Source organism: Bacillus cereus group sp. BfR-BA-01381 (assembly GCF_022663555.1).
Lineage (GTDB): Bacteria > Bacillota > Bacilli > Bacillales > Bacillaceae_G > Bacillus_A > Bacillus_A pacificus.
In genome coordinates, this window is sequence record NZ_JAKUFR010000022.1 from 1 (window position 1) to 21,949 (window position 21,949).

Genomic DNA, 21,949 nt, shown 5'->3' on the forward strand with positions numbered 1-21,949 from the left:
GATGATCCAAAACAAGAAAAACCAGAACAACCAAAGCAAGAAAACATTCAAGTTCCAGCAGTACAAGTAAATGACGCAATCTCTAAAACATCTGAAAAGATGTTACAAGATGGAATTGAAAGCGATTGGGTAGCTTTAGGTCTTTCTCGTTCTGGAAAGAATGTTCCAATCGAGGCGAAATTAAATTATGTTAAGGCTGTAACTGAAAAAGTAGAAAAGCGCATTAACCGTTTTTCAGCGACAGATTTAGCTAGAACGATTATTATGATGAATGCAATGAATGCAGACCCAAAAATGGTAGGCGAACATAATTTAGTTCAAAAATTGTACGAATCAGATAAAGTGAATTCTGTTACAGGTTATACATTTGCTTTACTTGCATTTGATACGAAAAAATATGAAATTCCAGTAGATTCAAAATGGAATCGAGTTGCTTTAGTAGATGCACTTTTAAACGCGCAACATACAGATGGCGGCTGGACTTACGATAGCGCAAGCAGTAAAGATAGTGCTAGTAGCGTTGATGTAACAGGTATGGTTTTATCAGCATTAGCTCCTTATCAAGAGCGAGAAGATGTGAAACCAGCTGTGCAAAAGGCTGTTGCATACTTATATAATCAGCAACTAGAAAATGGTGGTTTCTCTGCTGATGGACAAGAGAATTCTAATAGTGCTGCGCAAGCTATTATTGGATTATCCCTTGTGAAAGATGTAGATCAAAACCGTCTTCATAAGGCAGTGCAAAATCTATTGTCATATCAACTTCCAAATGGTGAATTTAAATGGTTACCAGGCGATCAAACCGGTAGCGGAATGGCAACAGAGCAAGCATTATTAGCTTTACTTCAGTTTAAAGATCTTGGAAAATCGATTTATGACTGGTCAACGGAATCTGTTATTGAAATCGATAAGAAACCAAATGTAGATTCAGAAAATGTTGTAGTAGAAAAAGAAGTTACTGAACAACCAGAAGAACAAAAACAAGTGCAACAAGAAACAAAAGATGACAATTTAAAAGTTGTTGTTGATAACGAACCGGTTAAAAATAAAAAATCCGGAAATGGTAGCACACTACCAAAAACAGGAGCATCTTCTCATAGTGCAGCGACAGAAGTAGGTATGGGTGTATTATGTATTGCTTCTGCATATGTATTATGGAGACGTAAAGCAGCTTAACAAAAATTAGGAGCAATCATTTGCTCCTAATTTTATTATGAAAGGTGAGAGACAACATGAGTAAGATGAAATGGTTTATTTCTTTACTGCTTTCACTCGGACTACTTGCCGGATGTGAAGAGGCAGCTGTAAAGCCTGAGAAGAAAGTAGAACCAAAGCAAGAAGAAGTAGCAAAACAAGAAGATAAAAAAGATGAAGCGAAACCGGAAGAAAAACCGGAGGAAAAACAAGATGAACAGGAACAAAATAAGCAAGAAGAACAGAAAGAGAAACAAGAACAAAAAGTAGAAGCGAAACCGAAAGAAGAAAAGCCGCAGGCACAACCGGAAGTAAAGAAGGAAGAAAAACCTCAGGAACAGACTGCTGCTAAGCAACCAGAACAGCAAAAAGCACAAGAAGAGAAACAACAAGAGCAACAACCGAAAGCACCAGAAGTAAAAGAAGAAGCGAAGGTTGTAAATCAGCCGAAAGAAACACCGAAACAGGAGCAAAAAGTTGATCCGAATAAAGAGGAGAAAACGATACCGACTCAGACTGTTCCAAAGCCAGTACCACCAAAAGTAGATATAAAACCAGAACCACCTAAACCACAAGCAAAACAAGTCACTATCTCAGTAAAAGGTAATGAAGGTTACTTATTAGGTGCAAAAAAGATGGATGTACAAGACGGCGATACTGTTTATAAAGTATTGCAGCGTACAGGTTTAGATGTGGATGCAAGTGGATCTAAAGGCGATGTTTACGTAAAAGGGATTAATGATTTATATGAAAAAGATGTTACTGCTACTAGTGGATGGAAATATCGTGTGAACGGTGCGTTTCCAAACCATAGTGCAGGTGTAGTTACAGTAAAACCAGGCGATACAATCGAGTGGGTGTTTGTATTAAAATAAGAAAGGCATTCGGTAAAGGACTATGAAAATAAGTTTTTCTTCTTTACATCCTTTTGTGAATTTTTTCTATTATATCGGGGTGATGATACTATGTATGATGTGTCTTCATCCTCTTTTTTTAATTGGAGCAATACTATTAATCGTTATAATCAATTTGATGCAAGGGAATAGCGAAAAGATAAGAAAGATGTTACCAAGCACAATTATATTCTTTTTTATGGTCATTTTATTTAATTCGTTATTCACGCATAGAGGTCGAACTACGTTATTTTGGTTAGGTGATAGTCGTATTAAACTTGAGGCAATTATGTTTGGACTAGTAATGGGATTATTACTAGTTGCGATTATGTTTACGTTTGCTTCGTACAATGATATTATTTCAAGTCATAAATTTTTATATTTGTTTTCTAGAATTTCACCGAAAGTAGCATTGTTAACGATGATTACAGTGAGATTTGTTCCTTTGTTTATGAGAAGATTACAGAAAATAACACTCGCCCAAAAAACGAAAGGTGTACAAGTAGATGCAGGTTCCATTATGGAACGCGTGAAAAATGGTATGCAATTATTGCAAGTATTATTAATTTGTTCATTAGAAGATGCATTACAAACGGCAGATTCTATGCAAGCTCGTGGATTTGGTGTAACGAAACGTACGACTTATATTCGGTATAGAATGGAAAGACGCGATTGGTATACGCTCAGTTATTTAAGTATTCTATTTATAGCTGCTATTATATGTAGTACGTATGGCGGAGGGAAGTTAATCATTTATCCGAAAGTTGAATCGATTCTATTTCAGCAATACGATGGGATGATGTTTGTCGTATCTACGATGTTTATTAGTTTACCAATTATAATGGAAGGACGGGAATGGATATGGTGGCGCATGCAGAAATAAACAATTTATCATTTGTATATGCTGATGAACACGAAAAAGCGTTGCAGCATATTTCTCTTTCTGTTCAAAAAGGAGAGTTTATTGCACTTGCTGGAGGATCAGGATCCGGGAAGACGACTTTATTAAAACATTTTAAAAAAGAATTACTTCCAATTGGTAAGCGTACTGGGGATACATATTATGATGGTACTTTATTAGAAAATGTACCGGACTTGTTATCTGCCCAAGAAATTGGCATGGTATTTCAAAATCCAGAAAATCAGCTCGTAATGGATACGGTCATTCAAGAATTAGCATTTTCTTTAGAAAATATCGGATTACCATCTCACATTATTCAAAAACGAATAGCCGAGCTTATTAGCTTCTTAGGATTCCAAGATTTATTGCACCAATCTGTTCATACGTTATCTGGCGGGCAGAAGCAACTTGTCAATTTAGCTGCGGTATTAGTTATGCAACCGAAGTTACTATTATTAGATGAACCAACTGCGCAGTTAGATCCAATTGCTGCGAAAGAGTTTTTAGGGTTGTTAAAGCGTATTAATGAAGAACTTGGCATTACGATCGTTTTAAGTGAACATCGTTTAGATGAGGTAATACCACTTGCTACGCGCGTTATTTGTATGAATAACGGCCGAATCGTGTATGATGGTAGTCCGAAAAGGGTTATAGCGAACATGTGGGAAGTAGAAGGATTTCGTCCATTTATTCCACAAATTCCAAGATTGTTTTTAGAGTGGAATGCGAAAGATATACCATTTACAGTGCGAGAAGCACAAATGAAAATGAATGATTTTTCAGCGATATCATATGTAAATGAGCCAATAGTACAAAGGGAAAAACAAGAAGTCATTTTAAGTGCAGAGCATATTTCGTTCCAATATGAAAAGAGTAGTCCGCTCATTTTACGAGATTTAACAGTATCGATTGAAAAAGGAAAATGGGTAGCTCTCGTTGGAAAGAATGGGACAGGTAAGTCTACACTGTTAACGATTTTAGCAGGGTTACAAAAAGCGAGAAGAGGGAAAGTAAAGTGGAATGGGAAAGTGATACATAAAATTGATTCGAAAGAACGATTTAAAAGGATCGGGTATGTATCGCAGCATCCATATTATCATTTTACATTTGATACAGTGTGGGACGAGGTGTATGAACGAGCGCGTGAATTATACGGAGAACAAGGAAAAGAAATAGCAGAACAGCAGCTTAAAAAGTTTTGGCTATATGCACTTAAAGAACGCCATCCGCATGATTGTAGCGGGGGAGAGCAACAATTACTTGCATTATGTACGACGTTATTGTCAAAGCCGACTTTATTATTACTGGATGAACCGACAAAAGGACTAGATCCGTGGAAGAAAGAAAGAGTAGGAGAGTTATTTAGGAAACTGCAAAAAGAAGGGACAACAATTGTAATGGCAACGCATGATATTGAGTTTGCAGCGAAATACGTGGATCAATGCATGATGTTATTTGATGGAGCAGTCATTATGAATGATGCACCGAAAGAATTTTTTAGTGGCAACTTCTTTTATACAACCTCTATCAATCGATTTATTCGAAAAGAATTGCCATATGCATTAACGTGGGAGGATGTGTACGAAGCGTGTCCAAACGATATGTTGCATTCATAGTATGTATTTTTGCAGTGATAATAGGCACATTACTTTTTACTACACTTATCATGGACGGTTATTACATGTTAAGTAGTTTGTTTTTATTAGTTGTTATTATGTTACCTTTCTATATCCGTTTTGAAAGGAAGGCGTTTGTTTCACGTGAAATTATTCTCGTTGCTGTGTTAGCAGCAATTGCAGCAGTGAGCCGTGTACCATTTTCTATTTTACCAAGTGTACAACCGACTTCTTTTGTCATTATTGTTTCTGCAATCGTGTTCGGAAGTGAAACTGGTTTTATGATTGGTGCAACAGCGGCTATCGTATCTAACATTTTTTTAGGACAAGGTCCGTGGACGCCGTGGCAAATGTTTTCATGGGGTATGATTGGTTTTATAGCTGGATTATTACGTAATACATTTTTAATGAAAAAGCTATGGGGAAGACTGCTATACGGATTGTTTGTTGGATTTTTATTTGGCTGGATTATGAATTTCTGGGGGCTTCTCGGTTTTATACGAGAGGCGACCTGGGAAACAGCCATTTCGTATTATATCGCAAGTTTTTATTTCGATTTGAGCCATGCGATTTCGAATGTTGTGTTCTTACTACTATTTAGTACGTCTTGGATTACGATTCTTACAAGATTTAAAAAGAAGTACGGCATATTAGATAAGCATAACACGGCATAGAAAGGCATACTCATATAAGGTAGGGTCGCGACTTACATATTCGTTTGCCTCTTTCATGCTTCTTACATATTGTAAGGAGCATTTTTCTGTATATTTTTTTATCATAACGGCAATAATTATGACGTATGCCATTTGAAAAAACTTCCCACCTTATGATGGGAAGTTTTTTCACTCTTGTTCTAAAATGTGAACGGTGTAATCGCAGCGTTGAATAGCTTGTTCGATCGCATAAAGAGATTGCTCAATACGAGCGCGATTAAAATCTTTTTCAACAGTCTGTAGTGCTTCTTCTAAACAATGTTTTGCTTCTTGTAACGATTGAAAAGAATCTTGTACATATCCGCGAGCATTTTGATGCATTTCATAATCCTCCTTGCATACTCATATATGTATAGTATGAACAGTAAAGAAGAAAATATAATTCGTTATATTTGTTTGACAATTAAAATGAAATTACGTATAGTAAGAATTAAGTGAATATTTTCTTATCCAGAGAGGTGGAGGGACTGGCCCGATGAAACCCAGCAACCGCGATGCAGGTGCTAATTCCAGCAGAACAAATTTGTTCTGGGAGATAAGACGAAGATATATACGTAACTTCTTCTTATCGGAGAGGTTTTTTTATTGCAAAAAAACCGATTACGAAAATTTATATTAAGAAGAAAGGGGTTGCGAAGTACTGTGACACTCGAAAAATACGTCAAACTGCGTAGTACAGTTTATGAATATATGATAGAGCAAGATAAGCCAATATCATTGTTAGATATTCAAGAACATATCGTTTCGCATCATGAAGGAAAATTCACGAAAAAGATGTTACATCAATTTTATTTATCAAGATTATTAGATGAACTGAAACTGGATGGGAAAATTACATTAGCTGATGAATATCTCTATGCTGAAAAAGGGGTATTTTATAAGGCGAGAAAAGGGAGCTAAGCTCTCTTTTTTTTGAAGTATGTAGAGTAAAAGACTGCTTAAGCAGCCTGATACAGGGAATGGTGTTGAGTGTGTAGTGTCAAAAATTGAATGTGCCTGAAAGAGGCAATTCATATCGGCTGCAAATGAAAAGAGACACCTTCGCCGAATAGGTGTCAGTCGTTTTTGTCATATAGACTTGCTATTTGACAGTTATTAGAATAACATGCAGTGGCTCTAGAAGTCAAAAGGGAATTAAAGGAAGAGGTGCTATGATGTACGCTTACTTATTACATGATATAACGAAGTGGATTCCTAAGTACATTATGGATAAAGGTTATGAATATTATGAAGATGGACATGTAGAAGATGTTGAAATACAAGACAAGAAAATATTTGCTTTCGTTACTGGAAATGCAGGAAACTATGAAGTGATTATTGATCTTGAAGATTTTACAGAAAGTAGCTGCGAGTGTCCGTATGAGAATCTTTGCAAGCATATGGCGGCAGTTGTTTATGATATTCAAGATGCTGGTGAGAGTAAGGTGAAAGAGAAACTGAAAGGTTTAGAAAAGGAAGAGTTACTAACGGTACTACATCGCTTGTTACAAAGTTCAAAAAACGTACAAATTGTAGAGAAGATGTTAAAGAAGGGGAAAATTTAACTTATAGAGGGAGTTGTTTTGTAGTGAATGTACTAATTGTATACGCTCATCCTAGTCCTTCAAGCTTTAACGCGGCGATTTTAGAGCATGTGCAAAAAGGATTGCAAGAAACTAATCATTCGGTTACAGTACTTGATTTATATAAAGAGCAATTTGATCCCGTCCTTGTCTTTAATGAAGAGAAGAAAAGACGTGATTTAGTAAATGAAGAAGAAACAGCTCGGTATAGAACGTTGGTGGAAGAAGCGGATACGCTACTCTTTATATATCCAATATGGTGGTGGGGGATGCCTGCTATTTTAAAAGGATTTATTGATCGCATTTTCGTAGCTGGATTTGCTTATAAATATGAAGGGGCCCTGCCGAAAGGCTTATTGAAAGGTAAGAAGGCATGGGTAATTAATACGTTAGACTCACCGTTATGGTACGTCGCATTACTATATCGATCAGCAGATTGGATTATAATGAAGAGAGGTGTTTTACGTTTTTGCGGCATTCGCGATATAAAACGGTCAGTATTTCAATCTGTAAAAACGAGTAAACGAGAGAAGCGGGAAAAGTGGTTATTACAAATAGAAGAAAAGGCTCGTACACTATGAATGAAATGGAACGTATTATAAAGTGTTGCGGGGATGACAACGAACTTTTGCGAACGTATATTACATGTTTACTTCAATTGAAAAAATGTAGCGAAACGTTTGAACAAATTCAAAAACAATTAAGAAATGATTATTTAATAAGAGGAATTTGTGAAAGAGAAGTTGATGAGGTAATAATGGGAAGTAAAGAATATGAAACATATTTTCTTCCTAAAGTGTTACAGTGGAATTTTTTGAGGGAACATCCACACCTAATCGGAAAAATTTGCGAAGATTTTTTTGCATTTGAGTCATTACATCTTACGGAGAATAGGTGGGAAACGATTATAAATTGCGTGGGAAATAAGAGATTTATTATATAAAAAAGCTAGTATAAAACTAGCTTTTCGTTTAAATAAATAAGAAACATAGACTTATGATAAATCCTGCATATAGTAAGTTCACGACGCAAAATCCCATAATATCACGAGCGCCTAAACCAGCTATTGCCAATGCCGGTAATGCCCAGAAAGGTTGAATTAAATTCGTCCAAGCATCGCCCCACGCAATGGCCATTGCTGTTTTTGCAGCAGGTACACCAAGTTCAGCACCAGCTGGAATCATAATGGGCGCTTGCACAGCCCATTGACCGCCACCAGATGGAACGAAAATATTAACGATGCCAGCACTTAAAAAAGTAAAGAGTGGGAAAGTCGTTTCGTTTGAAATGCTAATAAAGAAATTTGAAATAGCTCCTCCAAGTGAAAGTCCTTCACTATTTGCTCCAATCATCATGCCCATAATTCCTGCATAAAATGGAAACTGAAGCAAAATACCAGAAGCACTTTTCGTAGAGTCTGAAAAAGCACGAATATATTGAATCGGAGTGCGGTGGAAAATAAGTCCAGCAATTAATAACATAAAAATAACGATGTCTAGCGTAAGGTTAAAACCTTTCGTATAAAAGTAATTGAAAATATAAATGAGACCTAACAATCCAACGCAAAGTGTAATAATGATGCTATTTTCCATTTTCTCAGCGAACGTATTGTTTCCTACTTCTTGAGCGGCAGCTTCTTCATGGAATACGCTAGGATCTACCGTTATCGTATGTTTTTCATCTGGATGCATCGCTTTATTAATGAGAGGCATCGTAACGAGAAAAATAATAACTGGCACGAGAGCGTATGGTGAGAATAACGTTTCTGTTATTGGAATCGCTTCTTTTATACTTCCTGCTGTCGTTTTCATTAACGTTTCACCGCCGGTTGCTAACGTAAGAGGAATAGAAGCAGAAAGCCCCGCATGCCAAATGAGAAATCCAGAGTAAGAAGAGGCAATGGCTAACCTATAATCTAATCCTTCAAGTTGCCTTGCTACTTCCTTTGCATATAAAACAGATACAACAATACCAAAGCCCCAGTTTATGTACGCCCCTAGTAAACTTACGATTGAAATGGCAATAATACCTTGTCCATTCGTTTTCGGTAGTCTTGCAGCTTTCGTTAATCCTTTTTTAATGAGAGGAGCGTTTGCTAAAGCAGATCCTGTCACGAGTACAAGTGCCATTTGCATAGAAAAGGCGAGAAGCCCCCAAATTCCATTCCCCCAGTGATTAATCATTTCCACAGGTGTTTGGTGCGTTGCAAACATGCCGAAGAAAATAACAAAAACAGTTAATAAACATGATAAAATAAACGGCTCTGGCAAGAAACGTTGCACTAAGGCGACGCAACCATTTGTAAAAGAACGAAACAAAATAGATCAACCTCCTTATGTATATGTATTACAATTATTCGAGGTTATTTTGTACATAACCTTTTAAAAATAGAAAATTCTGATATTTTTAGAGGGATTGAAATATGTTCAAGAAGAGTAGTAGCATCATCACCCTGACAGAAAAAGTTGCTTTTTCCCTAATATGAAATATTGCATATAAAAATGAATTGATGCAAATGTAAAAGCTTATTATAATGAAAGCATAAATATACAACACATTTTAATACAGCAAAGAGGAGGAAGTAATATGGAAATCGCAATGGCAGTTTTAAAATTTTTAGGTGGAGTAATTCCGTTAGTTCAAGAACTTTTAAAAGCGTTTATGTAAGTTTATTCGTTAGCTATCATGTATCAATCATTATTATTATATCTTACTAAAAAAGAACGGGGTGATTTTTCTGAATGTTAAGAAAAATACCAAAAGAAGAAAGTTCCTTGCATGTTTATTAGTTAGTCTATCCACTCTTAATTATTCATCTATTTCTTTCGCAGAAACACAAGCCGGTCGTGCAACTGATATAGCTAAAAATGCTAGTAGCATTGATACTGGTATAGCAAACCTTACATATAATAATCAAGAGGTTTTAGCTGTAAATGGTGATAAAGTAGAGAGTTTTGTTCCGAAAGAAAGTATCAATTCAAATGGTAAATTTGTAGTAGTGGAACGTGAGAAAAAATCACTTACAACGTCACCAGTCGATATTTCGATTATTGATTCTGTAGTAAATCGCACGTATCCAGGAGCTGTACAACTTGCCAATAAAGCTTTTGCAGACAATCAACCGAGTTTATTAGTGGCTAAGAGAAAGCCTTTGAATATTAGTATAGACTTACCTGGTATGAGAAAAGAAAATACCATCACTGTCCAAAATCCGACATATGGTAATGTAGCTGGAGCAGTAGATGATTTAGTATCTACTTGGAATGAAAAGTATTCCACAACACATACGTTACCTGCAAGAATGCAGTATACAGAATCTATGGTTTATAGTAAATCGCAAATCGCAAGTGCTCTTAATGTTAATGCGAAATATCTTGATAACAGTCTGAACATTGATTTTAATGCAGTTGCAAATGGAGAGAAAAAAGTGATGGTGGCGGCATATAAGCAAATATTCTATACCGTAAGTGCTGAACTACCTAACAATCCATCCGATCTATTTGATAATAGTGTTACTTTTGATGAGCTAACTCGTAAAGGAGTAAGTAATTCAGCTCCACCTGTTATGGTCTCAAATGTAGCTTATGGCAGAACGGTTTATGTAAAATTAGAAACAACATCTAAGAGTAAAGATGTACAAGCTGCTTTTAAAGCTTTACTTAAGAATAACAGTGTCGAAACGAGTGGACAGTACAAAGATATTTTTGAAGAAAGTACCTTTACTGCTGTCGTATTAGGCGGAGATGCGAAAGAGCATAACAAGGTTGTTACAAAAGATTTCAATGAAATTCGAAATATTATTAAAGATAATGCTGAATTAAGTTTTAAAAATCCAGCATACCCAATTTCTTATACAAGCACTTTCTTAAAAGATAATGCAACTGCTGCTGTTCATAACAATACAGATTATATCGAGACGACAACGACAGAGTATTCAAGTGCTAAAATGACACTTGATCATTACGGTGCTTACGTTGCTCAATTTGATGTATCTTGGGATGAATTTACATTTGATCAAAATGGGAAAGAAGTACTAACACATAAAATATGGGAAGGTAGTGGAAAAGACAAAACAGCTCATTACTCTACGGTAATCCCTCTTCCGCCAAATTCAAAAAATATAAAAATTGTAGCAAGAGAATGTACAGGTCTTGCATGGGAATGGTGGAGAACAATTATTAATGAACAAAATGTTCCATTAACAAATGAAATAAAGGTTTCAATTGGAGGAACAACATTATATCCAACTTCTACTATTAGTCATTAGGTTGGAGAAAAGCGCCCTGTTTATAGGGTGCTTTTTTACTTAGGTGAAAGTAGATCGGGGTTTCTCCCCATCAAGCTAAAAAAGAACATATACCAACATAGCCTTATAGAGCTGCATTTAACTTTATTTAAAGCTTCATGTATGAGTGTTATCTAATTATTCACTGGATTGTTGAATATGCAAGAATGCTCCTCATCTCTCTAACGTTTAACTTATTTTAAGTTAAACGTTAGAAAATTATAAAAATTAGTTGGATAGATTGTGTTAAATATTGTAAAATGAAATGGTACTAAAAAAACCAAATTGGTACCAAAGGTTCAGGGGGCGGATTATGAAGCAAAGAATAGTAACAGAAACAATTCATCAAATTCAAACGAAGGGGTTTACATTTACAATTAATGATTTAGCAAAACAATTAGCTGTCAGTAAGAGGACAATCTATGAGCACTTTTCTTCAAAAGATGAAATAGTGGATGAAGTTATTCGTAATGTAATAGAAAGTATTCAAGAAAAGGAAAAAAATATCGCTGAAGATGATATGTTACAAATAGTTGAAAAAATAAGACTCATCTTAATTTGCATTCCACAACAATTTACATTCATGGATGCACGTTTATTAGTAGAACTAAAAAAACATCATTATTACCAATGGTTAAAATTAGATCAGTTTTTACGTGAAGGGTGGTCTACTGTAATTAGTTTAATAGAAGAGGGAATGAGAGAAGGAAGCATAAGAAAAATTCAAATTCCGTTTTTTATTGAAGTCTACTTGGGGGCACTGAATCGCATATATGATCCTATGTTTATTGAAAAGAGTGATTATACATTGGGAAGTATGCTTGAATCGATTATGGATATGTTACTATACGGAATTTCTAATCCGAAATAGAAGGTGGGAGAATAATGCAGTGGATTTATTTATGCTTCGCAATTTTATTTGAGGTAGCAGGTACAACTGCAATGAAACTATCTGATGGATTAACGAAACTTGTACCAAGCATTCTTATTTTTGTATTTTATGTAGTAAGTTTTGCATTTCTGTCATTTGCATTAAAGGGGATGGAAATGTCCGTAGCATATGCGGTATGGTCAGGTATGGGAATTGTAACGATTACAACAATTGGTTTTATTTATTTTGGAGAAAGTATCAATATAATTAAGATACTAGCAATTCTTTTTATTTTAGTTGGAGTCGTAATATTAAATTTTAATAGTACGGCACATGAAGCGAAGAAAAAAGAAATGGTGGAGGAACGTATACATTGAATCGATTAAAGTATTTTTTCCTTATTACTGATTTTGGGTTTGTTGTATATTGGCTCATAACAATTTTTCATATGATTCCGCAAGAATATTTGTTTAAAGATTACCAAGATCCTATTTTAGTAGCATGGAACTGGTCTTTTTTACCCTTGGATTTGTTAATCTCGTTAACGGGATTTCTAAGTTTGTATTTACATTCTAAACAAAAACATATTTGGAGTCACTTTGCGTTCTTATCATTAATTTTAACTTTTTGTTCAGGATTACAAGCGCTAGCATTTTGGACAATCCGTTTAGATTTTGATATGTCTTGGTGGATACCTAATTTATATTTATTAGTTTACCCATGCTTATTTTTAAAAAGTGTGTGGAGAGAGTGTGGATCGTATGAGACTAACATGAGAAAAGAATTCATGGAAAGACAGGATCTTTAAGCACATTCGAATTCTAGATGCTACAGCATTTCAGATTCAAAATTAGTTTTTTCGCTAATCATACAGCAGAATTCAAAATAATTTTCGATATGAAGGTTAGTACGTTACTAGAATAAAATAAAAAAGCAATAAGAAAAAGCTTCCACTACTGTGGAAGCTTCTCTAAATGATGTGCAATATCAATATACATATTGGAGTAAACGGAATGGATTTCATTACTTGGCGTAGCGTTAGAAGAGAAGTGGACAATTACCATATTCGCTTTCGGATCGATGTAAAGTGTTTGTCCGTAACTACCTAACACTTCGAAAGCACCTTGTTCATTGTGCGGAATCCACCATTGATTATGATAAGAAATGGAAGCGCCAGGGCCAACTGCAAGTTCACCTTCTTGGACATTTTTTATATCTTCAGTAATAGAAGAAGGGAGAATTTGTTTTGCGTTATATTCCCCGTTGTTTAATAGTAATTGCCCGAATCTAGCCATATCTCTAGCAGTTGCATTTAAACCAGCACTAGCTTGTTCAACTTTTGTTTCATCTGTTACGTAATACGCGTTTTCTTCCATACCAATTTGAGACCATATGCGCTCGCTAACATTTTTAGCTAATGATTTACCTGTGATCGTTCGAATCACCCAAGCGAGTGTTTCTGCTGATCCGTTATCGTAAGAAAAATCGGAACCAGGCGGTGCAGTTTCTTCTGCTTCTCGTAACATATCATAAATTTTCATCGGGCCGTCGTAATTTTTATCTCGAGGTAAAATATTGCTCGCTAAGTATAATTGTGCATCTTGATTTTCTAACGCTGGATGTTCATATCCGTGAGTAGGATATTCTACAGAAACTTGCATATCCAATAATTGCTGAAGCGAGGCTTTACCAAACGGTGTATTTTTTAATTCTTTTATATATGTGTCAGCTGTTTTTTCTAAGTCAATACGGTTTTCTTCAGCGAGAGATTGTATAATTGCCCCGGTAAATACTTTTGCTAACGATGCCATACCATGAGGCTCACTTTCTTTATATCCATTGAAATAACGTTCATATACAAGTTGTCCATTATGTACAACGACGAAAGCATCCGTTTTGTTATCGTCTAAAAGTTTTTTTAGAGGAGTTGTATTTCCAAATCTACGCTCCACAGCAAAATCGTCTAAGTTTTGCAATGCAGTAGGGAAGTGGGAAATTTGATTAGGGTTATTATTTACCTCGTTAATTAAAGTGAATTCTTTCATATGCGTGTACGACCAGCGTAAGTACGGATCATCTAGCCAATTTTTTTTCGTCACGTTATTTTTCGATGGGATTGTTTTATTATGTTTGAAGTATGTAAAACCGAGCCCTGTAATTACAAATATGAATGTGATTATGAGTAAGAGTAGGGGAGATTTTTTAAGTTTCATATCGGTCCCTCCTTGTTTTTTCTATTATAAGTATACGCTTCAATTGAAAGAAATACAAAATAAGGAAAGTAAACGGGGAAGTTTACTTTCCTTATTCATGTTAAGCGGAAACTTTTCCGTCTGTATGTTGTTTCTTGAATTTTTGTTTTCGTCCGTGTAATCCATAATAAAGAAGTAAAGTGAACGCAACGATAATAGCTGCGATGAAATACATATTATGGTAACTTGATTGCGCTGCGACGATACCTAAAATGAATGATCCAAAACCGAGACCACTATCAAAGAATGAGAAGTACGTAGCTGTCGCAGAACCACGGCGATGGTTTGCTGCAGCAGAAATCGCAATCGTTTGGAAACTTGGAATTAATGTTCCATAACCTAAACCGATTAACATACCTGCGCCAAGGAACCAAAATGAAGTTTGCGCTTGGCTTAAAATGAACATACCAATTGTGAAAATAATGATAGCTGGGTAAACAAGTACATTTTCACCGAAGCGATCAAAAATCTTTCCTGTAAATGGACGAGAAATGACAACAACAAGTGCGTATAAAACAAAGAAGTAACTAGCAACTTCTCCTAAACCGAGCTCTTTCGCATAAATAGGAATAAAGGATAAAATACCACTATAAGAAAAGGCTAAAACAAATCCTGTCAGAGCAATCGGAATAGAAGCAGGTTCAAGTAAGTCTTTCCATTTCATTTTTTCTCGTTTTTGTTTGCTCACTGGTACTTCATGCGGAATATTTACAAGTAGTCCTAATAAAAATGCAAGCAATGAAAATACGGAACAAACGATAAATAGTACAGTGAATGAAAAATGAGAAATAATTGTTAAACCTAAAAAAGGACCAATTACCATTGGCAGACTCATAAATACGCCGAAATAGGCAAGCGCTTCGCCTCTTCTATGAGCTGGCGCAACATCTGTGACAATCGTACCAGTTGCAGTTGTTGCCATACCGAACCCAATACCATGTAAGAAGCGAAGGGCAAGTAATAAAAATAAACTTTGTGCACCGAAATACATAACGGTAGCAGCTAAAAATAATGAAAGTGAAATAAATAAAATTTTCTTTCTCCCTAATTCATCAAGCCATTTTCCTGTAAATGGTCTACATAAAACAGATGAAATAAGAAAAACAGTTGCAACTAAACCAATTTCCTCAGGTTTTCCTTTTAGGCCGTCTATTACATAGACGGGTAAAGTAGTCATAAGCATATAAAATGTTAAGAAGAGAAATAGACTACTAAAACAAGTTCCGAGGAAATCCTTCGTCCAAAGTTTTTCACTTTGCATCGTCATCCCTCCAATTTAATCTAAGTTTTTAATAATTTGTTGTAACACTTGAAATGCTTGATGTAAATCATCTTCGTTAATACCTTCTAGCGTCTTTTCTTCGAAAGTATCAACTTCTTCTTGCCATACCGGAATCATTTTTATCGCTGTTTCTGATAAAGAAATGAGCTTCTCACGGCGATCTTTTCCTTCAGTACGAATAATCCATCCCATCGTTTCCATACGTGTTAACGTACGAGTCATCGTTGGTGATTCAACATTTAAATACTGACATAATTCTGTTTGCGTACAAGAACCAGTTTGATTAATACGGAAAATTACAGCCCATTGCGCACTAAATAACCCAGTGGGAGATACGCGTTCATTAAATTTTTTCGTAAACTTGCGAGAAGTCTGGCTGACAATGTGAAAAAAATGTTGTTTTTCGTCCATGTATGTTGATCCTTTCAAATTAGTTACCTAGCTAACTATATACTTTTTTATTATAATTGTCTAGTAATAGACATGTTGATTTATGTAAAAATTTCGTATCGCTTTTTTGTTGAGAACATACATTCTGCATGTTATTCTTTAATTAAGTAAAGAATTTTCTTTCTATTAAAAAGAATGGGGGAACTTGTGATGATTAAGCCTGCAACAATGGAGTTTGTTTCACTATCGAACGGAGAAACGATTGCGTATCAGGAAGTTGGAAGGCAAAATGCAGAAATTCTTGTACTCATTCACGGAAACATGACATCGTCACAACATTGGGATTTAGTCATTGAAAAGCTGCAAGATCAATACCATATTTACGCTCTTGATTTAAGAGGATTTGGTCAATCAACATATAATAAAGCGATAGATTCAATACAAGATTTTGCAGAAGATGTAAAACTATTTATTGATCAATTAAAACTAGAGAAATTTTCATTAATGGGCTGGTCAATGGGCGGTGGTGTTGCGATGCAATTTACAGCGAATCATCCAACGTTTGTCGAAAAGTTAATTTTAGTAGAATCGGTGGGCATGAAGGGATATCCGATTTTTAAAAAAGATATAAACGGGCAGCCAATCGTATCAAGTTTAGTAAAGACGAAGGAAGAGGTTGCACAAGATCCTGTACAAATTGCTCCAGTGCTAGATGCGATAAAAAATATGAATAAATTATATTACCGAACAGTATGGAATCTATTAATATATACACATAATCAACCTGAACCAGATCGTTATGAAAAGTATTTAGACGATATGTTAACGCAACGTAATTTTGTAGATGTGAATTATGCGCTCATTACATTTAATATTTCGGATGAACATAACGGGGTTGTAGAGGGAAATAAGCAAATTCATCGTATTAAAGCTCCGACGCTTGTCATACAAGGTGACAGAGATTATGTCGTACCGCAAGTAGTGGGTGAGGAGTTAGCAAAACATTTGCCGAATGCTGAATTGCAATTATTAGAAGATTGCGGTCATTCACCGTTTATTGATTGTTTAGACGTATTTATAAAGCATGTAGAGGATTGGTTAGAACAGAAATAATCCCCGAAATGAAAGGTATTGCATATGCTATAACATTGTATGTAAAAGGGGAGATTATCTATGCATCATCCGCTCTTAATTGCGCATTCACCATATAATCATCATGTATATACAAAATTGATGATAGCTCCGCTGTATATGCAGATTTCACCAGCTGTAGTTCCGTTACAAGTGCAATATCCGCAACAACCAATCGTTAGCGCACAGCAACACGTATATGGAACTGCATTTTATAAAAATCCGTATTTCAAGCAATTCCATAACAATGTGAAAGCACAAGTTTGGGAAGGATAAGAAGCTAAAAGATTCATTCTTTTAGCTTCTTTTTTATTGCGAATATTCGTACACGCATTTGCAGAAACAGTTTATAATGAAAAGTGGAAAGCGTGAGAAGGAGAGGGAAAGGGAATGTCAATGCGTTTTACTTTTTGGATTATGGTTGGGATTGTAGCAATCTCGGGCTTATCACAAGGTATGCTTTTACCGGCCATTGCAATGATTTTTGAACAAGAAGGGGTTAGTTCAAGTATTAACGGTATTCATGCGACGGCACTATATATTGGGATATTAGTGATCTCGCCGTTTCTTGAAAAACCGATGCAAAAATTTGGAATGAAGCCAATTATTGTGATTGGTGGGTTTCTCGTTATTATTTCATTATTCTTTTTTACACAAACATTTTCGTTTTGGGTATGGTTTATCCTTAGATTTCTAGTTGGAGTCGGAGATCATATGCTTCATGTCGGAACACAAACATGGATTACGACAACATCGGATCCGAGTAAAATAGGTAGACAAGTATCGATATATGGTGTGTTCTTCGGAATTGGTTTTGCCGTCGGTCCGTATTTAGCAAGCACTGTGCAGTACGGTCTTGCAACGCCATTTATTATATCTACTATACTTTGTTTAATAGGTTGGCTGTTATTATTACCAACAAAAAATGCATTCCCGGCGCAAGATGAAAGAGAAGTGAAGAGTGAATCATCATTTTCTCGTTATAAACAAGTTGTTGGATTAGGATGGATTGCACTGCTGGGACCACTTGCATATGGTGTACTGGAAGCAATGTTAAACAGTAATTTACCAGTATACGCGCTTCGAAAAGGATGGTCCGTTTCAGAAGTATCCTTCTTATTACCAGCATTTGCAGTTGGGGGCATTATTACACAAATTCCGCTCGGTATATTAAGTGACAAATACGGAAGGGACCGTATTTTAACGTGGACGTTCAGCATAAGTACGGGTATTTTCTTACTTGCAGCCGTATTTGATCAATATTACTGGATCGTCTTTGCCTGCATGTTGTTAGCGGGTATGGTCATTGGATCGTGCTTTTCGTTAGGACTTGGATTTATGACAGATTTATTACCGAGACACTTATTGCCAGCAGGTAATATATTATCTGGAATCGCCTTTAGTTTAGGAAGTATACTGGGACCTGTATTAGGAGGCGTATTTATAGAAAAAATACAGTATACAAGCTTTTTTATTGCGGTTATGATTATAATAGGAATTCTCGCAATGTTATATATGATCTACATGAAGAATCAATTCGCATCAAGAAAAATAGAAAGTAGGTTAGGGCATGACAAAACAACCTAATAAAAAGAAATTTGAAGTACTCGAAAATGAAACAATTACAGACTGCTTAGCACGTATGGAACAAGAAGGTTACGCACCGTCTCGCCGCATGGAAGAGCCAATCTTTCATGAAGTGAAGAAAGACGGCAAAACAGTAGTGGAACCGTGCGGTAGGAAGATTGTTTTTGAAGGGAAATTGAAGTAATACAAATAGCAAATTCTCTTTATAGTATAGAGCCACCCAATTCAAATGAATTGGGTGGCTTGTTTTGTTACTGAGTAATGAAGGAATAGGTAGATTAGGAATTGAATAGAATGAATGGATATTTTCTAGAGAGGATGAAGTTAGTTGTTCGGGTATGGATTATAGAGCTAAAACTATAAGAAGCTAAAATTTTGCAAAGGGAAATAGGTAAATACGCCGAGTGCTGGTTAATCCGTACGTCATCAATTTTGTCATTTGGAAGAAAATAATAATATCATAAAGCATACTATAAATAGTTATATTTTTTTGTATAGAAAATGCGTAATCGTAACGTTAAATCTTCCTGGAAGAGCAGTTACACTAGCTTTGGATTTTTGTTAATTCAAAATTCAGTGTGCAAACGAGGTGGAGTTCAAAAATGGAAGCGAATCAAAATGAGCGAATTCTCTATGCAGTTTTTGAGAATGAAATGAAAAATGAATCTGTTTTGTTCTCACAAAATAATTCACACATCTAGTCATATAAAAAAACGCTATTGATTCCAATATCAATAGCATTTTTGTTTTTAATAAATATTTAGATCAAAATGAATTTCTGCTTGAATCGAACTAGTGAAATCAAGTATATCTTTTTGTAAATACATTGCGGGTGATTCGTTATTCTCAATTTGAATGACTACCATAAATAGAAATTCTAAATCATATTTTTTCTTAAGCTGTTTTAATGGTTCTGTTTTCTCTTCAAGTGATTTTAGAATAACATACAACTGATTATTTATATCGTATGATTCTTGATAGCCAGTGCTTAAAGCCCAATTAGTTTCTTTTCTATATAGGGTTTTGGTGGATACAAGATTCGGATTATCACGTCTTGCGACAATATCACCTTTTTTATAAGTTCTTGTAGGTTCGATATTTAGGGCGTCGGTAATTGCTTCAACAGGGAATATATCACCCGTTATACTAAAATAAGCCATAACTTTGGTTTTATCCAGAATGGTTCCTCCTCTATTGTTAAGATGTCACTCTTATTACATTATAAAAATTTAAGAATGTATTTGCTAGAAGGTAAATGTGTTTTTGATTGAAATTTGGTGTTGGGATATAAATGATAATGCTAGATATATACCTTTGTAGTAAGGGGGAATTATACAAAAGTAGGATGATTTCAAATGTATTTATTTGTATGATAAAAACAAAATGTTTTCAAAAAATTGGAATGTAGGGGAGAGGAATCATAATGATACAAAGCATATATGAAACGCATTTACATGTAAGAAATTTAGAAAAGGCGATAGATTTCTATCAAAATAAGTTAGGTTTAACATTAGCAAAAAAACTATCGAAAAGGCGGGGTGCTTTCTTATGGGTAGGAGAAAATAAAGAACAAATGCTTGGATTATGGGAAGTACATAGTAATGAAGATTTTGAGACGAAACACTTCGCCTTTCGTGTAGATGTAGCGTTTTTAAAGATTTCTAAATTATGGTTAGAAAATCGTGGAATAGAGGTAGTAGGGAGTCAGGGGAAAGGAAATGAAGAGCCAATTGTCCAAAGGTGGATGCCAGCTGCAAGCGTATATTTTCTAGATTGTGATGGAAATAAATTAGAGTTTATTTCTATGTTACATGATAATCCAGATGAATTAGAATATGCAACGTATTTAAGTGAATGGGAAGCGGAGCACCAAGAAGAATAAAGTGAAACTTTAATCAGTAGGAGTTTTATAGCTTTGTATTATGTTAAATAGATAGAGACAAAAAAATCCCTCAAGAAAAGACATGTTCTTGAAGGATTTTTTTATTGTTTGTAACTTATTAACGATCTTCACGTTTAGATATTTCAGCGCGTTGAATATAACCATCAGAGAAGCTGAAATAAAGAGAATAGCTTCCTCGATTATATATAAAGCCTTCGCTAGTCATATCCTCTCCGATTAAATCGGGCTCACCAAACCACTCTTTTAATTCATCGATAGAAATATCCATTTTCACCCATATATATCTAGCGTCCCAAGGGTACATATCAATATTATAATCGCCGTATACCGCTATATTAGGTGCATCACATTCTGTACATGGTGCTTTTTTCAAAACATCAGGCACTCCATATTCTTTTTTTACATCAGATAGATCTTTACCCAATGAATTTAATGTAAATGGACCAAACGTCCCATTCTCTAAAGCTGTTGTTAACATTTGTTTCAGTTCTTCTTTTGAATTGATGTTGAAATTATAATCTCTGTTTTTTGCTATTGCATTATAGAAAAATTGTGCATACTGCTCACGCTTCACAAATGTATTTCCGTTAAAATTACCTGCTTCGTCACCTTGTGCTATACGGTTACTACGCAGTGTATTTACAGCTTCATAAGCCCAATGACCTTTTGGTACGTCTTTAAATTTCCCTTGTTCTTTTGATTCTAAATGAAATGCTTTTTGTAATATTACTGCCATCTCATATCGAGTTAATACATCATCTGGACGGAATGTACCTGTTCCATCACCTGTCATAATTCCAGCTTGCGCAATGGCTTTAATATCTTTTTCAAACATATGATTTGCAATATCACTAAACATATTTCCTTGTTTATCGTCTACTTTTAAACCTAAATGTCGATTGACTAAAGAAGCTACCTGTCCTCTAGTGATGTTGTCCCCAAAACCAAATTTGCCATTTCCATATCCCTTATAAATCCCTGCTGCCGCTAAGTAATCAATAGCATCTTTTGACCAGTGGTCTTTCGGTACATCTGTAAATACAATGTTCTCATTGGCAGCTATCTTATAGCTATTCGTAGTTGTTTGTGCATTAGCTGTGCCTACCACCGTTGTAGTTGCTAGTGCTGCGGTGATTACGAATCCGAAAAATTTTTTAGCTTTGCTTGTTTTCTTGCCCATTTGCGCAAGCCTCCCCAGTTTCATTTAACTTTATTAAATATACTCATTACGATGCATGCATTTAATACAACTAAATGCATGCATCGTAATTGTAACATGTAAGTTATAATTATTTGTCATTTATTTCCGTAATGTGGATGGAATTTTGATAATATAACCAAAAATGTGGATAATTGATATTCAGCGTTA

Annotated in this window: 25 protein-coding genes and 1 riboswitch; of the genes, 18 read left to right on the top strand and 7 right to left on the bottom strand. The window is 35.2% G+C overall.

The window, feature by feature from the left end; genetic code table 11:
- The 5 genes from MR079_RS09980 to MR079_RS10000 all read left to right on the top strand — a co-directional run.
- On the top strand, positions 1-1,176 hold a 1,176-nt coding region (locus MR079_RS09980), incomplete at its 5' end, for a prenyltransferase/squalene oxidase repeat-containing protein (RefSeq protein ID WP_242293948.1).
- A gap of 56 nt (positions 1,177-1,232) precedes the next feature.
- A complete protein-coding gene (locus MR079_RS09985) occupies positions 1,233-2,069 on the top strand; it encodes a DUF4430 domain-containing protein (protein WP_139866137.1) in 837 nt (278 codons plus the stop codon).
- Between the two features lie 22 nt (positions 2,070-2,091).
- The gene (locus MR079_RS09990) at positions 2,092-2,970 is read left to right on the top strand and encodes an energy-coupling factor transporter transmembrane component T (RefSeq protein WP_242293949.1); all 879 of its coding nucleotides are present in this window, start codon (positions 2,092-2,094) and stop codon (positions 2,968-2,970) included.
- Positions 2,943-4,604, top strand: coding sequence for an ABC transporter ATP-binding protein (locus MR079_RS09995; RefSeq protein WP_000367694.1), 1,662 nt, complete (start codon positions 2,943-2,945; stop codon positions 4,602-4,604). Before MR079_RS09990 ends, MR079_RS09995 begins: the two co-directional genes overlap by 28 nt.
- Positions 4,577-5,278 carry an ECF transporter S component gene (locus MR079_RS10000; RefSeq protein ID WP_242293950.1) on the top strand — a complete coding sequence of 234 codons (702 nt, stop codon included), beginning with the start codon at positions 4,577-4,579 and terminating at the stop codon, positions 5,276-5,278. The genes MR079_RS09995 and MR079_RS10000 overlap by 28 nt, the downstream gene beginning before the upstream one ends.
- 168 nt (positions 5,279-5,446) lie before the next feature.
- On the opposite strand, the gene MR079_RS10005 is transcribed toward MR079_RS10000, so the two are convergent.
- The gene (locus tag MR079_RS10005) at positions 5,447-5,638 is read right to left on the bottom strand and encodes a hypothetical protein (protein ID WP_000554030.1); all 192 of its coding nucleotides are present in this window, start codon (positions 5,636-5,638) and stop codon (positions 5,447-5,449) included.
- A gap of 122 nt (positions 5,639-5,760) precedes the next feature.
- Positions 5,761-5,859: riboswitch (SAM riboswitch) on the top strand.
- 100 nt (positions 5,860-5,959) lie between these two features.
- On the opposite strand from MR079_RS10005, the gene MR079_RS10010 reads away from it, so the two are divergent.
- The 4 genes from MR079_RS10010 to MR079_RS10025 all read left to right on the top strand — a co-directional run bounded on the left by MR079_RS10010 (position 5,960) and on the right by MR079_RS10025 (position 7,822).
- Positions 5,960-6,217, top strand: a complete 258-nt coding sequence (locus tag MR079_RS10010; protein ID WP_000171475.1) for a hypothetical protein — start codon at positions 5,960-5,962, stop codon at positions 6,215-6,217.
- 254 nt (positions 6,218-6,471) lie between these two features.
- Entirely contained in the window at positions 6,472-6,861 is a 390-nt protein-coding gene (locus MR079_RS10015; protein ID WP_242293951.1) for an SWIM zinc finger family protein, read from the top strand.
- A 23-nt stretch (positions 6,862-6,884) separates the two neighbouring features.
- Positions 6,885-7,460, top strand: coding sequence for an NAD(P)H-dependent oxidoreductase (locus MR079_RS10020; protein ID WP_242293952.1), 576 nt, complete (start codon positions 6,885-6,887; stop codon positions 7,458-7,460).
- Positions 7,457-7,822 carry a group-specific protein gene (locus tag MR079_RS10025; RefSeq protein ID WP_242293953.1) on the top strand — a complete coding sequence of 122 codons (366 nt, stop codon included), beginning with the start codon at positions 7,457-7,459 and terminating at the stop codon, positions 7,820-7,822. The genes MR079_RS10020 and MR079_RS10025 overlap by 4 nt, the downstream gene beginning before the upstream one ends.
- A gap of 28 nt (positions 7,823-7,850) precedes the next feature.
- On the opposite strand, the gene MR079_RS10030 is transcribed toward MR079_RS10025, so the two are convergent.
- Entirely contained in the window at positions 7,851-9,197 is a 1,347-nt protein-coding gene (locus MR079_RS10030) for a short-chain fatty acid transporter (RefSeq protein ID WP_000490025.1), read from the bottom strand.
- Positions 9,198-9,607: 410 nt separating this feature from the next.
- Here MR079_RS10030 and alo point away from each other — a divergent pair, with 410 nt between their 5' ends.
- The 4 genes from alo to MR079_RS10050 all read left to right on the top strand — a co-directional run bounded on the left by alo (position 9,608) and on the right by MR079_RS10050 (position 12,843).
- A complete protein-coding gene (alo, locus tag MR079_RS10035; RefSeq protein ID WP_242293954.1) occupies positions 9,608-11,146 on the top strand; it encodes an anthrolysin O/cereolysin O family cholesterol-dependent cytolysin Alo in 1,539 nt (512 codons plus the stop codon).
- A gap of 331 nt (positions 11,147-11,477) precedes the next feature.
- Positions 11,478-12,035: a TetR/AcrR family transcriptional regulator gene (locus MR079_RS10040; protein ID WP_139866128.1), complete on the top strand. Its 558-nt coding sequence runs from the start codon at positions 11,478-11,480 to the stop codon at positions 12,033-12,035.
- Between the two features lie 14 nt (positions 12,036-12,049).
- Positions 12,050-12,412 carry a DMT family transporter gene (locus MR079_RS10045; protein WP_001198602.1) on the top strand — a complete coding sequence of 121 codons (363 nt, stop codon included), beginning with the start codon at positions 12,050-12,052 and terminating at the stop codon, positions 12,410-12,412.
- Positions 12,409-12,843, top strand: coding sequence for a YvaD family protein (locus MR079_RS10050; protein WP_139866127.1), 435 nt, complete (start codon positions 12,409-12,411; stop codon positions 12,841-12,843). The genes MR079_RS10045 and MR079_RS10050 overlap by 4 nt, the downstream gene beginning before the upstream one ends.
- 145 nt (positions 12,844-12,988) lie before the next feature.
- Here MR079_RS10050 and MR079_RS10055 read toward each other — a convergent pair whose 3' ends face one another.
- The 3 genes from MR079_RS10055 to MR079_RS10065 all read right to left on the bottom strand — a co-directional run bounded on the left by MR079_RS10055 (position 12,989) and on the right by MR079_RS10065 (position 15,980).
- Positions 12,989-14,248, bottom strand: a complete 1,260-nt coding sequence (locus MR079_RS10055) for a serine hydrolase domain-containing protein (RefSeq protein WP_139866126.1) — start codon at positions 14,246-14,248, stop codon at positions 12,989-12,991.
- A gap of 100 nt (positions 14,249-14,348) precedes the next feature.
- Complete coding sequence (locus MR079_RS10060) at positions 14,349-15,548, bottom strand: MFS transporter (RefSeq protein WP_087954899.1); 1,200 nt, start codon at positions 15,546-15,548, stop codon at positions 14,349-14,351.
- A gap of 15 nt (positions 15,549-15,563) precedes the next feature.
- Positions 15,564-15,980 carry a MarR family winged helix-turn-helix transcriptional regulator gene (locus tag MR079_RS10065; RefSeq protein ID WP_000343680.1) on the bottom strand — a complete coding sequence of 139 codons (417 nt, stop codon included), beginning with the start codon at positions 15,978-15,980 and terminating at the stop codon, positions 15,564-15,566.
- Positions 15,981-16,154: 174 nt separating this feature from the next.
- On the opposite strand from MR079_RS10065, the gene phaZ reads away from it, so the two are divergent.
- From phaZ to MR079_RS10085, 4 genes are all read left to right on the top strand, one after another.
- The gene (gene phaZ / locus MR079_RS10070; protein ID WP_139866125.1) at positions 16,155-17,072 is read left to right on the top strand and encodes an intracellular short-chain-length polyhydroxyalkanoate depolymerase; all 918 of its coding nucleotides are present in this window, start codon (positions 16,155-16,157) and stop codon (positions 17,070-17,072) included.
- 60 nt (positions 17,073-17,132) lie between these two features.
- Entirely contained in the window at positions 17,133-17,366 is a 234-nt protein-coding gene (locus tag MR079_RS10075) for a hypothetical protein (protein ID WP_139866124.1), read from the top strand.
- A 114-nt stretch (positions 17,367-17,480) separates the two neighbouring features.
- A complete protein-coding gene (locus MR079_RS10080) occupies positions 17,481-18,677 on the top strand; it encodes an MFS transporter (RefSeq protein ID WP_139866123.1) in 1,197 nt (398 codons plus the stop codon).
- Complete coding sequence (locus MR079_RS10085) at positions 18,661-18,861, top strand: NETI motif-containing protein (RefSeq protein WP_000166303.1); 201 nt, start codon at positions 18,661-18,663, stop codon at positions 18,859-18,861. Before MR079_RS10080 ends, MR079_RS10085 begins: the two co-directional genes overlap by 17 nt.
- A 565-nt stretch (positions 18,862-19,426) precedes the next feature.
- On the opposite strand, the gene MR079_RS10090 is transcribed toward MR079_RS10085, so the two are convergent.
- Positions 19,427-19,837 (bottom strand): DUF4279 domain-containing protein, encoded by a 411-nt coding sequence (locus MR079_RS10090; RefSeq protein WP_242293955.1) that lies wholly within the window; start codon positions 19,835-19,837, stop codon positions 19,427-19,429.
- A gap of 263 nt (positions 19,838-20,100) precedes the next feature.
- Here MR079_RS10090 and MR079_RS10095 point away from each other — a divergent pair, with 263 nt between their 5' ends.
- Positions 20,101-20,559, top strand: coding sequence for a VOC family protein (locus MR079_RS10095; protein WP_242293956.1), 459 nt, complete (start codon positions 20,101-20,103; stop codon positions 20,557-20,559).
- A gap of 118 nt (positions 20,560-20,677) precedes the next feature.
- Here MR079_RS10095 and MR079_RS10100 read toward each other — a convergent pair whose 3' ends face one another.
- Positions 20,678-21,760 (bottom strand): S-layer homology domain-containing protein, encoded by a 1,083-nt coding sequence (locus MR079_RS10100; protein ID WP_242293957.1) that lies wholly within the window; start codon positions 21,758-21,760, stop codon positions 20,678-20,680.
- Positions 21,761-21,949 lie beyond the last annotated feature (189 nt).

What these genes read in the sequence shown, in the direction of transcription:
- MR079_RS09985 (WP_139866137.1), top strand. Translation starts at nt 1,233, where the DNA reads ATGAGTAAGATGAAATGGTTTATTTCTTTACTGCTTTCACTCGGACTA.
- MR079_RS09990 (WP_242293949.1), top strand. Translation starts at nt 2,092, where the DNA reads ATGAAAATAAGTTTTTCTTCTTTACATCCTTTTGTGAATTTTTTCTAT.
- MR079_RS09995 (WP_000367694.1), top strand. Translation starts at nt 2,943, where the DNA reads ATGGATATGGTGGCGCATGCAGAAATAAACAATTTATCATTTGTATAT.
- MR079_RS10005 (WP_000554030.1), bottom strand. Translation starts at nt 5,638, where the DNA reads ATGCATCAAAATGCTCGCGGATATGTACAAGATTCTTTTCAATCGTTA.
- MR079_RS10015 (WP_242293951.1), top strand. Translation starts at nt 6,472, where the DNA reads ATGTACGCTTACTTATTACATGATATAACGAAGTGGATTCCTAAGTAC.
- MR079_RS10025 (WP_242293953.1), top strand. Translation starts at nt 7,457, where the DNA reads ATGAATGAAATGGAACGTATTATAAAGTGTTGCGGGGATGACAACGAA.
- MR079_RS10040 (WP_139866128.1), top strand. Translation starts at nt 11,478, where the DNA reads ATGAAGCAAAGAATAGTAACAGAAACAATTCATCAAATTCAAACGAAG.
- MR079_RS10045 (WP_001198602.1), top strand. Translation starts at nt 12,050, where the DNA reads ATGCAGTGGATTTATTTATGCTTCGCAATTTTATTTGAGGTAGCAGGT.
- MR079_RS10055 (WP_139866126.1), bottom strand. Translation starts at nt 14,248, where the DNA reads ATGAAACTTAAAAAATCTCCCCTACTCTTACTCATAATCACATTCATA.
- MR079_RS10060 (WP_087954899.1), bottom strand. Translation starts at nt 15,548, where the DNA reads ATGCAAAGTGAAAAACTTTGGACGAAGGATTTCCTCGGAACTTGTTTT.
- MR079_RS10065 (WP_000343680.1), bottom strand. Translation starts at nt 15,980, where the DNA reads ATGGACGAAAAACAACATTTTTTTCACATTGTCAGCCAGACTTCTCGC.
- phaZ (WP_139866125.1), top strand. Translation starts at nt 16,155, where the DNA reads ATGGGGGAACTTGTGATGATTAAGCCTGCAACAATGGAGTTTGTTTCA.
- MR079_RS10075 (WP_139866124.1), top strand. Translation starts at nt 17,133, where the DNA reads ATGCATCATCCGCTCTTAATTGCGCATTCACCATATAATCATCATGTA.
- MR079_RS10080 (WP_139866123.1), top strand. Translation starts at nt 17,481, where the DNA reads ATGTCAATGCGTTTTACTTTTTGGATTATGGTTGGGATTGTAGCAATC.
- MR079_RS10085 (WP_000166303.1), top strand. Translation starts at nt 18,661, where the DNA reads ATGACAAAACAACCTAATAAAAAGAAATTTGAAGTACTCGAAAATGAA.
- MR079_RS10090 (WP_242293955.1), bottom strand. Translation starts at nt 19,837, where the DNA reads ATGGCTTATTTTAGTATAACGGGTGATATATTCCCTGTTGAAGCAATT.
- MR079_RS10095 (WP_242293956.1), top strand. Translation starts at nt 20,101, where the DNA reads ATGATACAAAGCATATATGAAACGCATTTACATGTAAGAAATTTAGAA.
- MR079_RS10100 (WP_242293957.1), bottom strand. Translation starts at nt 21,760, where the DNA reads ATGGGCAAGAAAACAAGCAAAGCTAAAAAATTTTTCGGATTCGTAATC.